The following is a 13,929-nucleotide window of genomic DNA, read 5'->3' as shown; positions in this document are numbered from 1 at the left end:
CAAATGAATTTAACTTCAATTTCGGAGAATAAAGTTAGAGAAAAACGAATAGCAATTACACCTGAGATTGCAAAAAAATATCTTAACCTAGGATTTAACTTATCTTTACCTAATGATTATGGAACTCATTTAGGTTTTTGTGATGATCAATATAAAAGCTTAGGAGTAAATTTTCTAGAAAATGAAGAAGAGTTAATAAAAAAATCTGATATTATTATTCAGTTAGGCTTGTTAGATGATGATAAAATAAAAATACTAAAAGAAAATCAAACTTTAATTGGCTCTTTAAATGCTTTTTCAAATAGAGAAAAACTTGCAAACTTAAAATCAAAAAAAATTAATAGTTTTTCTCTAGAGTTACTCCCAAGAATTACTAGAGCACAATCAATGGACATCTTGTCATCCCAAGCAAACTTAGCTGGTTATAAAGCAGTGATAGAAGCTTTTCAAATTTATGAAAGAGCAATTCCAATGATGATGACAGCAGCAGGTACCATCCCTGCAGCTAAAGTGTTAGTGGTTGGTGCTGGAGTTGCAGGATTACAAGCTATTGCAACTGCTAAAAGAATGGGGGCAGTAGTATTTGCAACAGATGTTAGAATGGCCTCAAAAGAGCAAGTTGAAAGTTTAGGCGGTAAATTTTTAACTGTTGAAGGTGCTGAAAATTTAGAAACAGAAGGTGGTTATGCAAAAGAAGCATCTGACGATTTTAAAAAAAAACAGGAGGAATTACTAACTGAGACTTTAAAAAAAATTGATATTATTATTTGCACAGCCTTAATTCCGGGTAAAGAGGCACCAAAAATTATAAAAGAAGAGATGTTTAAAAATCTTCAACCAGGCTCGGTTATTTACGATTTAGCAGCTATTCAAGGCGGAAACACTGCATTTACAAAAGTAGATGAGATTGTTGAAAAAAACGGAGTTAAAATTTTAGGAGAGGCAAATATTTTAAATAAACTCCCAGTATCATCTTCTAATTTGTACGCTAAAAATATTTTTAATTTTATCTCTAATTTATATGATAAAGAAAATAAAAGATTAAATATTAATTTGGAAGATGAAATAATTGACAAAACTTTAATAAAATAAATTATGGAAATAGATCCTTTTATATTCAGACTAAGTATATTTATCTTGTCAATATTTGTTGGTTATTATGTTGTGTGGAGCGTAACACCTTCATTACATACACCTTTGATGTCTGTTACTAATGCAATTTCGTCAGTAATTATTGTGGGAGCAATTATTGCAGCTTTATCCGGTGGAGAAGGAGTTATTTTTTCTTCATCTAGTATTTTTGGATTTTTAGCAATTGTTCTTGCAGCAGTTAATATTTTTGGTGGATTTTTAGTCACTCAAAGAATGCTAGCAATGTACAAAAAAAAGAAAAAGGATAAATAATTAATGTCTGCAAATCTTTCAGCAATTTTATACCTTATATCAGGTGTATTATTTATCTTAGCCTTAAGAGGATTGTCATCTCCAGAAACTTCAAGACAGGGAAATTTATTTGGAATTATTGGAATGGTGATAGCAGTATCAGTTACTTTCTTATCTGTTGGTAATTTTTCATCTGGATTTATTTATGTATTAATATTTTTAGCAATCGGTGGAAGTATAGGAGCTTTTATTGCATACCGAATTCCAATGACTGCAATGCCAGAATTAGTTGCTGGTTTTCATAGTTTAGTTGGATTAGCTGCTGTATTTGTTGCAATCTCTGCATTTATTAATCCTGAGGCTTTTGGACTTGGAACACCAGGCAATATAAAACTTGCAAGTTTAATTGAAATGGCAATTGGTGCTGCTGTTGGTGCAATTACTTTTTCAGGTTCTGTTATTGCTTTTTTAAAGCTTCAAGGAATAATGTCTGGTGCACCAATAACCTTTAAAGGCCAGCATGCATTAAATGCATTAATTTTAACATCAATTGTAATTCTAACGTTTTATCTTTGTTCAACTCAATCTGCTAATTTGTTTTGGATATTAATTGCAGTTTCTTTTTTAATTGGGTTTTTAATTATTATTCCAATTGGAGGAGCAGATATGCCAGTTGTGATTTCAATGTTAAATTCTTATTCTGGTTGGGCAGCGGCTGGAATTGGTTTTACTCTAGAAAATACAGCTTTAATTATTACAGGTGCTTTAGTTGGATCTTCTGGAGCAATTTTATCATATATAATGTGTAAAGGGATGAACAGATCATTCTTTAATGTTATTTTAGGAGGCTTTGGTGCAACAGAACAATCAGCAGGAGATAAAAATAAAGAACAAAGACCTGTTAAAAGTGGAAATGCAGATGATGCAGCTTTCTTAATGAAAAATGCTTCTTCAGTTATAATTGTGCCAGGTTATGGAATGGCAGTAGCACAAGCACAACATGCTCTAAGAGAGATGGTAGATACATTGAAGAAGAATGATATCAAAGTTTCTTATGCAATTCACCCAGTTGCAGGACGAATGCCAGGACATATGAACGTATTATTAGCTGAGGCTAATGTTCCATATGATGAAGTTTTTGAGCTTGAGGAGATTAATAATGATTTTGCAAATGCTGATGTTGCTTTTGTAATTGGAGCAAATGATGTAACAAATCCTGTTGCAAAAACAGATCCTCAGAGTCCTATATATGGCATGCCAGTTCTTGATGTAGAAAAATGCAAGTCAGTGTTATTTGTTAAAAGGAGCTTATCTCCTGGATATGCTGGAATAGATAATGATCTTTTTTATAAAGAAAATACTTTGATGTTGTTTGCTGATGCAAAAAAAATGACAGAAGATATCACTAAAAACTTATAGATTTTATGAACACCAAAATCTTTTGTGATATTGCAGATCTATCATCAATAAAAAAATTTAATAAAAAAAATATTGTAAAAGGCTTTACAACGAACCCAAGCTTGATGAGAAAAGCTGGTGCACAAGATTACAAATCTTATTCAAAGCAAATATTAAAACTTTGTCCAAAAAAACCTATTTCCTTTGAAGTTTTTGCTGATGATCAAAAATCTATGATTGATCAAGGAAAAAAAATCAACACATGGGGTAAAAATATCTATGTAAAAGTTCCAGTTGTAAATTCAAAAAATAAATTTATGGGCAGTGTTATAAAAGAATTAAATAATCAAAATATTAAACTCAACATAACGGCTGTTTATAGTGCAAAACAAACCGATAAAATATTAAAAGTTATTAATAAAAAAACAAAAGTAATCATTTCAGTTTTTGCAGGAAGAGCAGGTGATGCTGGTAAAGACCCAGTTCCTGAATTTGTAAAAAGTATTAAATTAGCCAAAAAATTTAAAAATGTTGAGATTTTATGGGCAAGTGTGAGAGAACCATATAATTATTTGCAGGCAAAAAAATTAGGTTGTCATATAATTACAATTCCACCTTCAATTATTGAAAAAATTGAAAAGTTTGGAAAATCTTTTGACCAATTAACAAAAGAAACTGTCAAAGCTTTTTTAATTGATAGTAAAAAATCTAAATTTAAAATTTAAAGAAATTGGTTGCGGGGGACGGATTTGAACCGCCGACCTTCAGGTTATGAGCCTGACGAGCTACCAGACTGCTCCACCCCGCGGTATACTTAAATTCTATTTTTAAGTTTATTAAGTTTTTTAACTCTTTTAATATTTTCTTGAAGAATTCTTTTTTTCTTCTCAGAAGGTTTTTCGTAAGTATTCTTTAGTTTTATTACTTTAAAAAAACCATCTCTTTGAAGTTTTCTTTTTAAAACTCTAAGAGCTTGTTCAATATTATTATCTTTAACTTCTATTTTAATAACTACCTCCAAAAAAGCGACTGATTAACACTTTTATAAATTTATGTCTATTTATTTTATTCATTGACTAGCTGACTGTTGTTCTAATTTGGCTTTTTCTTTTTGTTTTTTTTCTCTCTTTACTCTTCTTTCAGCTTTTTCAATCGCGTCTACCAAATCTTTTTGAGTAAAAAGATTTAAAGCCACAGGATCTTTTGGATTTAAATTATTATAATTCCAATAGCTTTTATTTCTTATTGCTGTCACAGAATTTTTTGTAATTCCAATTAATTTTGCTATTTGAGAGTCTTTTAAAATATTGTGTTGTCGAATTAACCAAAGTGCAGAATCTGGTTTGTCCTGTCTTTTTGAAAGTGGGATATATTTTTTAGTCTTCTTCTCTGAATTAGAAATTTCAATATCGGAGCCTTTAATAACTAAAGGTCTATTTTCATCTTTTGATGAAAGTTCAATTTCTTCACGAGTTAATTGTCCTGATATAATTGGATTATAAGCTTTTATTCCTTTTGCTACCTCACCGTCAGCAATACCTTGGATCTCTACTTCATGAAGTTTACAAAATTCAGCAATTTGTTTAAACGTCAGAGTAGTGTTTTCAACAAGCCAAACAGCTGTCGCCATTGGCATTAATGGTGCGTTTGACATTTAATTTTTTTTCTCTGCTTTAAAGTTTTGAAATTTCTTATTGAATTTACTTATTCTGCCTTTATCCATCAATTTCTGTTTTCCGCCTGTCCATGCAGCGTGTGATTTTGGATCAATTTCTAGTTTAAGAACTTCCCCTTCTTTGCCCCAAGTAGACTTTGTTTCAAACTGCGTGCCATCAGTCATCTCAACCTTAATAGAGTGATAGTTTGGATGAATATTTTTTTTCATGTCGAGACTTATAGCAAAAGAATTTACTAAAACAATTAAAAGTTATTCAATTTTTCAAGTAATTTTGAGTTAATATCGGGGCTAGAAGCTATAATTTTAATATTTTTATTATTGTTTAAATCAATTTCATTAAGTACACCACCAGCCTCTTTTACCAGAATGAGTCCAGCAGCAATATCCCAAAGATTTAGATTACGCTGAAAATATCCATCATATCTTCCGGCCGCAACATATGCCATATCAAGTGCTGCACACCCTGATTTTCTGTAAGGTAAATCTGGCTCTTGTTTAGTTTTTCCTCCAGTTGCAAATAAGCAATTATTCAATTCATTTTTTTTTGAAACTCTAATTCTGTGATTATTAAAAAAAGCACCATTTTCTTTTTCTGCAAAAAAAATTTCATTTTTAATAGGATCAAAAATTAATCCAGAAATAATTTCTTCATTGGATTTTAAAGCAATTGAAATTGCAAAGTGAGGTATACCGTGTAAAAAATTAATTGTTCCATCAATTGGATCAATTATCCAAGTATTTTTTTTGTCCATACTATTTTCAGTTCCATTTTCTTCACTGATGATAGAGTAATTAGGTCTAGCTTTTTTTAATTCTTCAATAATGATCTTTTCGACCTTTATATCTGAATTAGTAACAAAATCTGATGGCCCTTTTTTTGAAACTTGTAATTTTTCAATTTCGCCAAAATCTCTAATAAGAACTTTAGAGGCTTTTTCACATGCCTTTATCATTACATTTAAATTTGCAGAAATTGAATTCACAACTTTAAATTTTTTTTATGTATTCTAAATTTCTTGTATCAACAACAACCTCATCTCCAGCTTCAATAAATAGTGGCACTTGAATGCTTAATCCATTGTCTAATATTGCAGGTTTATAAGACGAGGATACTGTTTGACCTTTTAAGGCAGCGTCTGTTGATTCAATTTTGCAATTTACTTGATTAGGTAAATCTATAGAAATTGGTTTCTCATTGTAAAAACTTACAGATACTTCAAGATTTTCTGTAAGTAGTTTCCCTTTTTCACCAATTATGTCTTTTTTAATTTCAATTTGTTCAAATGATTTTGGATCCATGAAAAAATAATTATTTTCATCATCATATAAATAATTAAAACTAGTTTCTTCGACTGATGCTTTTTCAATAGTTTCACTTGATCTAAATCTTTCATTTAATTTTGTATTTTTATTGACACTTTTCATTTCAACTTGAGCAAAAGCCCCACCTTTACCAGGTTTCACATGTTGAGTTTTTAAAACTTGCCACAAGTCATCTTTATATTCTAGTAGCATCCCAACTCTTATTTCATTTGCATTTATTTTCATTTTAGTAATTTTATAGCTTCAGTAGGTTTTAATTTTTTATTATTCCAAATGTAGCCTGAAATAGCTAAAAAATCTGCCTTGTTCAACAAAAGTTTTTTATAATTAAGATTATTAATGCCCCCTATAGCCACAACTGGAATATCAGACAATTTTTTAAGTTTTTTAATAACTCCCACGTTAGCTCTAAATCTAACTTTTTTAGTTTTTGTTATATTAAACGCACCAAAAGCTAAATAATCTGTTCTTTGTTTAATAGCAATTTTAGCTAAACTTATTGAATTATGACAAGTAACGCCAATTATTTTTTTTTTTAAAATTTTTCTGGCATCATTTAGCGCCATATCATTTTGACCCAAATGACATCCATCGGCATTTACTTGATAAGCTAGTTTGGGATCATCATTTATTAAAAATTTAACTCTAAAAACTTTGCAAATTATTTTAACTTTTTTTGCTATTTTGATTTTATTTTTATAACTATCTTTTTTTAACCTTAATTGAAAAAAAGCTATTTTATTACTTTTTAAAACTTTTCGTAAATCCCTGTAAAAATTTTTATATATTTTGTTTGGAGAGATTAAGTAAATAAATTTATCTTTATTAATTCTCAAGTTCCTTAGACCATTTACCTTGCGCAGCTAAAGTATTCATTTTCGCTCTATGATTAAACACTTTTTGAGTTCCTTCAATATCAGTGATATTTTTTGACCAACATTTTAATGCACTTTGTTGTAATGCTCTACCATAAGAATAAGACATTATAAAATTTGTATTATTTACTTTATTTATTAAATTTAAATTTTCAGTAGATTCTATTTCTGATTGACCACCTGATAAAAATGCTACACCTGGAACTTCAGAAGGGACTGAATTTTTTAAACATTCAACAGTTAGTTTTGCAACTTCATCACCATTAATTTTATTATCAGACTCTGATCCTGCTAAAATCATATTTGGTTTTAAAATTACACCTGTTAGATCAATTTTATGAAGTATTAATTCCTCAAAACATTTTTTGATTACTTCAGAAGTTTTTTTTAAGCAGTCTTCGGCTGAATGATTTCCATCCATTAAAACTTCAGGTTCAACTATTGGAACCATATTGCATTCTTGAACTAACGCCGCATATCTTGCAAGAGCATGTGCATTAGAATGTACAGCAAGTTTGCTAGGATGATCTTTTGTAATATTGTAAACACCTCTCCATTTAGTAAATCTTGCTCCCAATTTGTAATACTCTTTTAATCTATCTCTTAGACCATCCAATCCTTCTGTAACTTTTTCATTTGGTGATCCAGCTAAACTCTTTGCACCTGTATCAACTTTAATACCTGGTATTGAGTTCACTGATTGTAATAGGTCTGGAATATTTTTTTTATTTGAGGTTTGTTGTTTAATCGTCTCATCATAAAGAATCACCCCTCCAATACATTCTGACATGCTGCTTGATGAAAAAAGAGTTTCTCTAAAAGACAATCTGTTTTCGGGAGTAGAAGGAACATTAACAGAATCTAGTCTTTTAGTCATCGTAGCCGTACTTTCGTCTGCAGCTAATATTCCTTTACCATTTGATAAAATTTTTAATGCTATTGTATTTAATTCTGACATGATTAATTGAGTGCGCTTATACCAGGAATTTCTTTTCCTTCAAGGTATTCTAAAAAGGCTCCACCTGCAGTTGAAATAAAATTAAAGTCATTAATCGCATTAATTTTGTTAAGTACCGAAATTGTATCACCTCCACCTGCAACTGAATAAATAGAATTAGATTTATGATTTTTAACAATAGATTTTGCGATTTGAAAACTACCATTAGCAAAATCATTATTTTCAAAGTATCCAGCAGGACCATTCCACAAAATTGTCTTACTTGAATTAATTAAGTTATCAATTTTTTTAATAGTTTTTTCGCCTATATCTAAAATCATATCATCATCACTTATATCATTTAATTTTTTTGGCTCAGGTTTTCCATCTAAGCTTTTTGAAGTAATTACATCTTCTGGATAAATTATCGAACAAGAATATTGTTTTGATGTTTCAAAAATATTTTTAACAATTTCATTACAGTTTTCTTCATGAATTGATTTTCCAATCTTAACATTTTTATAGCTTAAAATATTATTAGCCATCCCACCCACAATAATAATATTATCAAACTTAGGAATTAAATTTTTTATTATACCAATTTTTGTTGAGATTTTTGATCCACCAATTATGCAAGAAATCGGTTTTTCAATTTCTGATGTTACTTTTTTTAATGCTGTAACTTCTGAATTAAATTGCAGCCCACAATAGGAAGGCAAAAATTTTGTAATACTTGTGACTGATGCATGTGCTCTATGAGAACATGAAAATGCATCATTAATGTACACATCAGCAAATGACGCTAAATGTTGGGAAAAATTAGAATCATTATTCTCTTCTTCTGGGTAAAATCTAATATTTTCTAATACTAAAATATTTCCATCAATATTTTTAAATAAATCTTTATTTTCTATTTTTCTAATATCATCCGTTATTAAATTTATCTTCTGATTTAATTTCTCTGATAGATTAGTGCAAATCAGTTTCAAAGATAAAGCTGGAACTATTTTTCCTTTTGGTCTACCAGCGTGAGAAATAATAATAATTTTTGCTTGTTTTTGTATTAAAAATTTTAAAGTTGGTAGGATTTTACTTATCCTTGTCTCATCTTGAATTATACCATCTTGCAAAGGTACATTTAAATCTAATCTTAATAAAACCCTCTTACCTAAGAGGTTTTTTTGGTTTTCAATATTTTTCATTAAGTATTTTTTTGTAAATACTCTGCTATATCACACATTCTATTTGAAAAACCCCATTCGTTATCATACCAAGCAGAAATTTTACCCATATTATCTCCAACAACATTTGTTAAAGATCCATCTATTATTGATGATGCTGGGTTATGATTGAAATCTATTGAGACAAGTTTTTCAAAAGTTAAATCTAAAACAGATTTATTTTGTTTATCTATATATTCTTGAAACGAATTATTAATTGAGTCTACAGTTAAACTTTTCTTTGTACAAAAAACTAGTTCGACTAAAGAAACGTTTGGCGTAGGCACTCTCATTGCAACACCTTCTAATTTACCTTTAAGTGAAGGAATGATTTCCCCAATAGCCTTTGAAGCACCTGTAGAAGTTGGAACTATAGATTGACTTGCAGATCTTGCTCTTCTTGGATCTTTGTGAGAATTATCTAATATTCTCTGATCACTTGTAAATGCATGAATTGTGGTCATAAAACCTTTCTCAATTTCAAATTTATTATTCAAAACATAAGCTGCTGGAGCCAAACAATTAGTTGTACATGATGCTGCAGAAATTATTTTATCCTCGTTATTTATCTCATTCTCATTTACTCCAAATACAACAGTTTTATCTGCATTTTTACATGGTGCAGATACAATAACTTTTTCTGCCCCATTATTTAAATGTGGTAGAAGTTTATCTTTGGAATTAAATTTGCCAGTGCACTCAAACACATAGTCAACTTCTGATTTTTTCCAATCAATATTTTCTAAGTTAGTTTCTTTTGTAAATAATATCTTAGTCCCATTTATTATGAGATGATTTTCATCAAATTTAATTTCAGCGTTGAATTTTCCATGAATAGAGTCATACTTTATTAATGTTGAGCATGCTTCAGGACCAGTTCGGTTATTTATATGCTTAATTTCTATATTCTTATTGTTGCTTTCTATAATTGATCGCAAGACCATTCGTCCAATCCTGCCCATTCCATTAATTCCAACTTTGATAGTCATAACTTATCTCCTTAAAAAATTTTTAATTTTAGATGAAACATTTTTTACTGATAAACCAAAATGATTATAAATATCTTCAAAAGGTGCACTTTTACCAAAATCTTCTATACCAAAAGTTAATCCATTTTTACCAACATATTTATTCCAACATTCTGTTCTTCCAGCCTCAATTGAGAAAATATATTTTGTTTCTTTCAAAATTTTGTTTTTATAACTTTGACTTTGATCATCAAATATCTCTTGGCATGGAACAGATATTACTTTTGAATATATTTTATGTTTTGCTAAGTTTTTACAAACTTTTTTAGCAAGATTTACTTCTGAACCACTTGCTAATATTGCTATAGTAATTTTCTTGTTTGATCTTAGAATTTCATATGCACCTAGTGCACACTTATTGGTATTTGAAAATCTCAATCTTACTGGGTCTAAATTCTGTCTAGTCAATGATAGTACACTAGGTGTGTTTTTATTTTTTAACGCGATTTCCCAACATTCGATTGTCTCCATTCTATCTGCGGGTCTTAACACATTTAGATTTGGAATAGATCTTAACCCAGATAATTGTTCTATGGGTTGATGAGTTGGCCCATCTTCTCCCAGACCAATTGAGTCATGTGTCATTACATAAATAACCTGCTTTTCCATTAAGGCTGACAATCTAATGGAAGGTTTACAATAATCTGAAAAAATTAAAAAAGTCCCGCCATATGGAATAAATTTACTATGTAATGCTAAACCATTCATGATAGCTGCCATTGCGTGCTCTCTGACTCCGTAATGAATATAGTTTCCAGCAAATTTACCAGGTTCTATTATTTTTTGAGTTTTTGTTTTAGTATTATTAGAGCCAGCTAAATCTGCTGATCCACCTACTAATGAGTTTTCTTTATTTGTTAATGCTATTAAAGTTTTCTCAGAAGCCTTTCTTGATGCTAGTGGTTTTAATTCTTGAGCTGCAATTAATTTTTCTTTTTTAATTTCTTTTGAAAAATTTTGATTTAATACTTTATTAATTTTGGATTTATTTTTTTGATAAACTTTGTTCCATTTTTTTTCTACAACAGAGCCTTTTTGACCAATCTTCCTCCATTCATTTAATAATTTTTTGGGTATGTCAAATGGCTTGTGAGGCCATTGAAGTTTATTTCTAACAAGACTAATTTCATCAGTTCCTAAAGGACTTCCATGCGATGAAGCTTTTCCAGATTTATTTGGCGACCCATAACCAATTTTTGTTTTACATGAAATTACTGTTGGTTTTTTTGCATTTTGCACTTTTTTTAATGCTCTAAAAATTTCTTTAGGATTATGTCCGTCAATATTAATGTAATCCCAACCATAGCTTTCAAATCTTTTTTTAAAATTATCTGAAACAGCTAAACTTGTTGGTCCATCAATTGAAATTGAATTATTATCAAAAAGCATGATCAAGTTTTTAAGTTTAAGATGTCCTGCCAAACTCATAGCTTCGTGACTTATACCTTCCATTAAACATCCATCACCAGCTAGAACATATGTTTTATGGTTAAATATATTTTTCCCTATTTTATGATCTAATATTGATTGTGCTAAAGCCATTCCAACAGCATTGCCAATCCCTTGTCCAAGTGGTCCTGTAGTTGTCTCTATTCCACTACCTGAATGATATTCAGGGTGTCCAGCACAAATGGAATTAAGTTGTCTAAAGTTCTTTATGTCTCTTAGAGAGATGCTTTTGTAGCCAGTAAGATATAGAAGAGAATACAGCAACATTGATCCATGACCTGCAGATAACACAAATCTGTCTCTATTTAACCAGTTTGGATTTTTAGGATTAAACCTTAAAAATTTCTGAAACAAAACTGTAACAACATCTGCCATACCCATTGGCATTCCAGGATGCCCTGAATTTGCCTTTTGGACTGCATCAATAGATAAAAATCTTATACAGTTAGTTAGGTTATGGTGTTGTTTGCTCAAAATTATCCTGTGTAGACTTAGAAGAATCTATTTAATATTATAAACATATATATATGAATTCCTTAACTGAAAAAGAAAAAAAATTAAATACAGTTTTAAATAAACTCAAAAATTTAAGTTTTAAAAACCCAGAATTAGACAACAATATTGAAGAATTAAAAAATAAAAAAAATCAATTAGAAATTGAAAAGAAAGAAATTGAGGACAAGTATAAAATTTTAAAAGAGGACTATGAGTTATTGTCAAAGAAAATAGAAGAAATAAAAAATAATCAAAAGCTAGAAGAAAGAAAACAAATTGAATTTTCTGAAAAAATAGATGAATTAAATCAAGAAACAGATACCTTGTTAGAGGAAATAGACAAATGGCAAACGTAAGTATTAAATTTAATGGTAAAGAGTTTTTGCTATCATGTGATGATGGGCAAGAAGAGCATCTAGAAGAGCTTTTGATACAATTAAATAAAAAATTTAATGAGTTGAAAAATGATCTTGGAAATTTAGGAGAAAATAAATTGCTTTTGATTACAGCCGTTAAAGTTATGGATGAATATCATGAAACAAAAAAAAAAGTTGAACAAAAAAAAAATGAATTGAAGGAACTTTCAAATAAATTTAGAGAATTAAAAAGCTTGGTCTATGACTACAGAGATAAGAAAGAAGAGGAAATAAATCAACTGAAAGATAGACATGATAATTTAAAAATTGAAATTGAAAATAATCAAAAAAATTATGAAAAAATAATAGATCAAACTACAGATGAGATTTCAAATTTTATAGATAAAACTGATTTAGAAAGATTATCTTAATTTCCAGTGAATAAGTCAGCTATTAGAAAAAAATTAATAAATTTAAGAAAAAAAAATTACATAGCTAATATTTCATTAAATCCCAATAAACTTTTTAATTTAATAGAAAAACAAAATTTAAGTTCGAAAGTAATTGGTTGTTATTATCCATTTAATTATGAATTAGACATCTTAAATATTTTAGAGGCATTAGATAATGAGAATTATATTTTTTCGCTGCCAAAAATTTTAAAAAATAATGAAATGAATTTTTTTCAATGGTGTAAATCTGATCCTTTAAAAATTAATATTTATGGAATACCTGAGCCAATTTCTAACAAAAAAATTGATCCAGATATTTTGTTAATACCTTTAGTGGGTTTTGATAGTCAGTTTAATAGACTAGGTTATGGTGGTGGATATTATGATAGATATTTATCAAAAGTAAAATTAGATAAGAAAATATTCAAAATTGGTGTGGGCTTTTCTTTTCAAGCTGTTAAAAATTTACCAATAAATAAATTTGATCAAAAACTTGATTGCATAATTACAGAAAAAAAGATTATTTTATGAAAATATTATTTTTAGGCGATGTGGTTGGGATATCTGGGAGCTCAAAAATTTTAAATAATCTAAAATCAGAAATTCAAAAAAAAAAAATAGATTTTGTTATAGTAAATGGTGAAAATTCTGCAGAACCTGGAGTTGGACTTACAGAGGATAATTGTAAAGATTTTTTTAATTGTGGTGTAGACGTGATTACATCTGGAAATCATGTTTGGGATCAAAAAGAAATAATGAGCTTTATTGAAAAAGAAAATAGACTTTTAAGGCCATATAATTTGTTTGAACCATCTCCTGGAAAAGGTTTTGAAATTTATAAAACCTCTGAAAATATTAATATTGGTGTTTTAAATTTAATGGGAAATGTGTTTATGAAAAAATGTGATGATGTTTTTGAAACTTCAAAAAAGTTTTTAAAAGAACATACGCTAAAAGAAGACTATGATTTATTGATCGTAGATTTTCATGGAGAAATAACTAGTGAAAAAAATGCTATTGGTCATTATTTTGATGGAAAAGCAACTTTAGTAGTTGGAACACACACCCATATTCCAACTAACGATGCTCGGATTTTAAAAAATGGAACTGCTTATCAAACTGATGCTGGTATGTGCGGAGATTACGACTCTGTAATTGGTATGAATAAAGAGAATTCTATTAATAGATTTTTTAAAGAAAATTCAACAAAACATTTCCCTGCCATTGGAGAAGCAACTTTGAGTGGTGTTATTGTTGAATGTGATTTGAAAACTGGTCTTTCAAAACATGTAGAAAGTTATATCTTTGGTGGACAATTAAAAAATACATTATAAA

Annotated in this window: 18 protein-coding genes and 1 tRNA gene; 8 read left to right on the top strand and 11 right to left on the bottom strand. The window is 29.0% G+C overall.

Annotated features, from left to right (window positions below):
• The first annotated feature begins 3 nt into the window (after positions 1–3).
• Genes B9N70_RS05035 through B9N70_RS05020 form a run of 4 tightly spaced genes read left to right on the top strand, consistent with a single transcriptional unit; the run spans position 4 to position 3,506 of the window.
• Entirely contained in the window at positions 4–1,092 is a 1,089-nt protein-coding gene (locus tag B9N70_RS05035) for an NAD(P) transhydrogenase subunit alpha (RefSeq protein WP_085114710.1), read from the top strand.
• Positions 1,093–1,095: 3 nt separating this feature from the next.
• Positions 1,096–1,404, top strand: coding sequence for a proton-translocating transhydrogenase family protein (locus B9N70_RS05030; protein WP_085114709.1), 309 nt, complete (start codon positions 1,096–1,098; stop codon positions 1,402–1,404).
• A gap of 3 nt (positions 1,405–1,407) precedes the next feature.
• The gene (locus tag B9N70_RS05025) at positions 1,408–2,802 is read left to right on the top strand and encodes an NAD(P)(+) transhydrogenase (Re/Si-specific) subunit beta (protein WP_085114708.1); all 1,395 of its coding nucleotides are present in this window, start codon (positions 1,408–1,410) and stop codon (positions 2,800–2,802) included.
• A gap of 5 nt (positions 2,803–2,807) precedes the next feature.
• Complete coding sequence (locus B9N70_RS05020; RefSeq protein ID WP_085114707.1) at positions 2,808–3,506, top strand: transaldolase family protein; 699 nt, start codon at positions 2,808–2,810, stop codon at positions 3,504–3,506.
• Between the two features lie 6 nt (positions 3,507–3,512).
• Here the strand turns inward: B9N70_RS05020 and B9N70_RS05015 are convergent.
• From B9N70_RS05015 to tkt, 11 genes are all read right to left on the bottom strand, one after another.
• Positions 3,513–3,589: transfer RNA gene (locus tag B9N70_RS05015), tRNA-Met, on the bottom strand.
• A gap of 6 nt (positions 3,590–3,595) precedes the next feature.
• On the bottom strand, positions 3,596–3,790 hold the full coding sequence (gene rpsU / locus B9N70_RS05010; RefSeq protein ID WP_008544401.1) for a 30S ribosomal protein S21: 195 nt from the start codon (positions 3,788–3,790) through the stop codon (positions 3,596–3,598).
• Between the two features lie 60 nt (positions 3,791–3,850).
• Positions 3,851–4,435 carry a cell cycle transcriptional regulator TrcR gene (locus tag B9N70_RS05005; protein ID WP_085114706.1) on the bottom strand — a complete coding sequence of 195 codons (585 nt, stop codon included), beginning with the start codon at positions 4,433–4,435 and terminating at the stop codon, positions 3,851–3,853.
• Complete coding sequence (rpmE, locus tag B9N70_RS05000; protein ID WP_085114705.1) at positions 4,436–4,666, bottom strand: 50S ribosomal protein L31; 231 nt, start codon at positions 4,664–4,666, stop codon at positions 4,436–4,438. It abuts the gene before it with no gap.
• 35 nt (positions 4,667–4,701) lie between these two features.
• Positions 4,702–5,442 (bottom strand): inositol monophosphatase family protein, encoded by a 741-nt coding sequence (locus B9N70_RS04995; RefSeq protein ID WP_085114704.1) that lies wholly within the window; start codon positions 5,440–5,442, stop codon positions 4,702–4,704.
• A gap of 4 nt (positions 5,443–5,446) precedes the next feature.
• Positions 5,447–6,007, bottom strand: coding sequence for an elongation factor P (gene efp / locus B9N70_RS04990; RefSeq protein ID WP_085114703.1), 561 nt, complete (start codon positions 6,005–6,007; stop codon positions 5,447–5,449).
• On the bottom strand, positions 6,004–6,618 hold the full coding sequence (gene thiE, locus B9N70_RS04985) for a thiamine phosphate synthase (RefSeq protein WP_085114702.1): 615 nt from the start codon (positions 6,616–6,618) through the stop codon (positions 6,004–6,006). The genes efp and thiE overlap by 4 nt, the downstream gene beginning before the upstream one ends.
• A complete protein-coding gene (locus B9N70_RS04980; protein ID WP_085114701.1) occupies positions 6,608–7,615 on the bottom strand; it encodes a class I fructose-bisphosphate aldolase in 1,008 nt (335 codons plus the stop codon). The genes thiE and B9N70_RS04980 overlap by 11 nt, the downstream gene beginning before the upstream one ends.
• Before the next feature lie 2 nt (positions 7,616–7,617).
• Positions 7,618–8,796: a phosphoglycerate kinase gene (locus B9N70_RS04975; RefSeq protein WP_085114700.1), complete on the bottom strand. Its 1,179-nt coding sequence runs from the start codon at positions 8,794–8,796 to the stop codon at positions 7,618–7,620.
• A complete protein-coding gene (gene gap / locus B9N70_RS04970; protein WP_085114699.1) occupies positions 8,796–9,803 on the bottom strand; it encodes a type I glyceraldehyde-3-phosphate dehydrogenase in 1,008 nt (335 codons plus the stop codon). The genes B9N70_RS04975 and gap overlap by 1 nt, the downstream gene beginning before the upstream one ends.
• A gap of 3 nt (positions 9,804–9,806) precedes the next feature.
• Positions 9,807–11,765, bottom strand: a complete 1,959-nt coding sequence (gene tkt / locus B9N70_RS04965; RefSeq protein ID WP_085114698.1) for a transketolase — start codon at positions 11,763–11,765, stop codon at positions 9,807–9,809.
• 53 nt (positions 11,766–11,818) lie between these two features.
• On the opposite strand from tkt, the gene B9N70_RS04960 reads away from it, so the two are divergent.
• Genes B9N70_RS04960 through B9N70_RS04945 form a run of 4 tightly spaced genes read left to right on the top strand, consistent with a single transcriptional unit; the run spans position 11,819 to position 13,928 of the window.
• Positions 11,819–12,142: a 5-formyltetrahydrofolate cyclo-ligase gene (locus tag B9N70_RS04960; protein ID WP_085114697.1), complete on the top strand. Its 324-nt coding sequence runs from the start codon at positions 11,819–11,821 to the stop codon at positions 12,140–12,142.
• Complete coding sequence (zapA, locus tag B9N70_RS04955; RefSeq protein WP_085114696.1) at positions 12,130–12,573, top strand: cell division protein ZapA; 444 nt, start codon at positions 12,130–12,132, stop codon at positions 12,571–12,573. Before B9N70_RS04960 ends, zapA begins: the two co-directional genes overlap by 13 nt.
• A gap of 6 nt (positions 12,574–12,579) precedes the next feature.
• Positions 12,580–13,125, top strand: a complete 546-nt coding sequence (locus tag B9N70_RS04950) for a 5-formyltetrahydrofolate cyclo-ligase (RefSeq protein ID WP_085114695.1) — start codon at positions 12,580–12,582, stop codon at positions 13,123–13,125.
• Positions 13,122–13,928 (top strand): TIGR00282 family metallophosphoesterase, encoded by an 807-nt coding sequence (locus tag B9N70_RS04945; RefSeq protein WP_085115134.1) that lies wholly within the window; start codon positions 13,122–13,124, stop codon positions 13,926–13,928. Before B9N70_RS04950 ends, B9N70_RS04945 begins: the two co-directional genes overlap by 4 nt.
• Position 13,929 lies beyond the last annotated feature (1 nt).

The sequence above is a fragment of the Candidatus Pelagibacter sp. HIMB1321 genome, from assembly GCF_900177485.1.
Lineage (GTDB): Bacteria > Pseudomonadota > Alphaproteobacteria > Pelagibacterales > Pelagibacteraceae > Pelagibacter.
The sequence above is the reverse complement of the archived record's forward strand: the minus strand, read 5'-3'. Positions and strand labels throughout refer to the sequence as shown.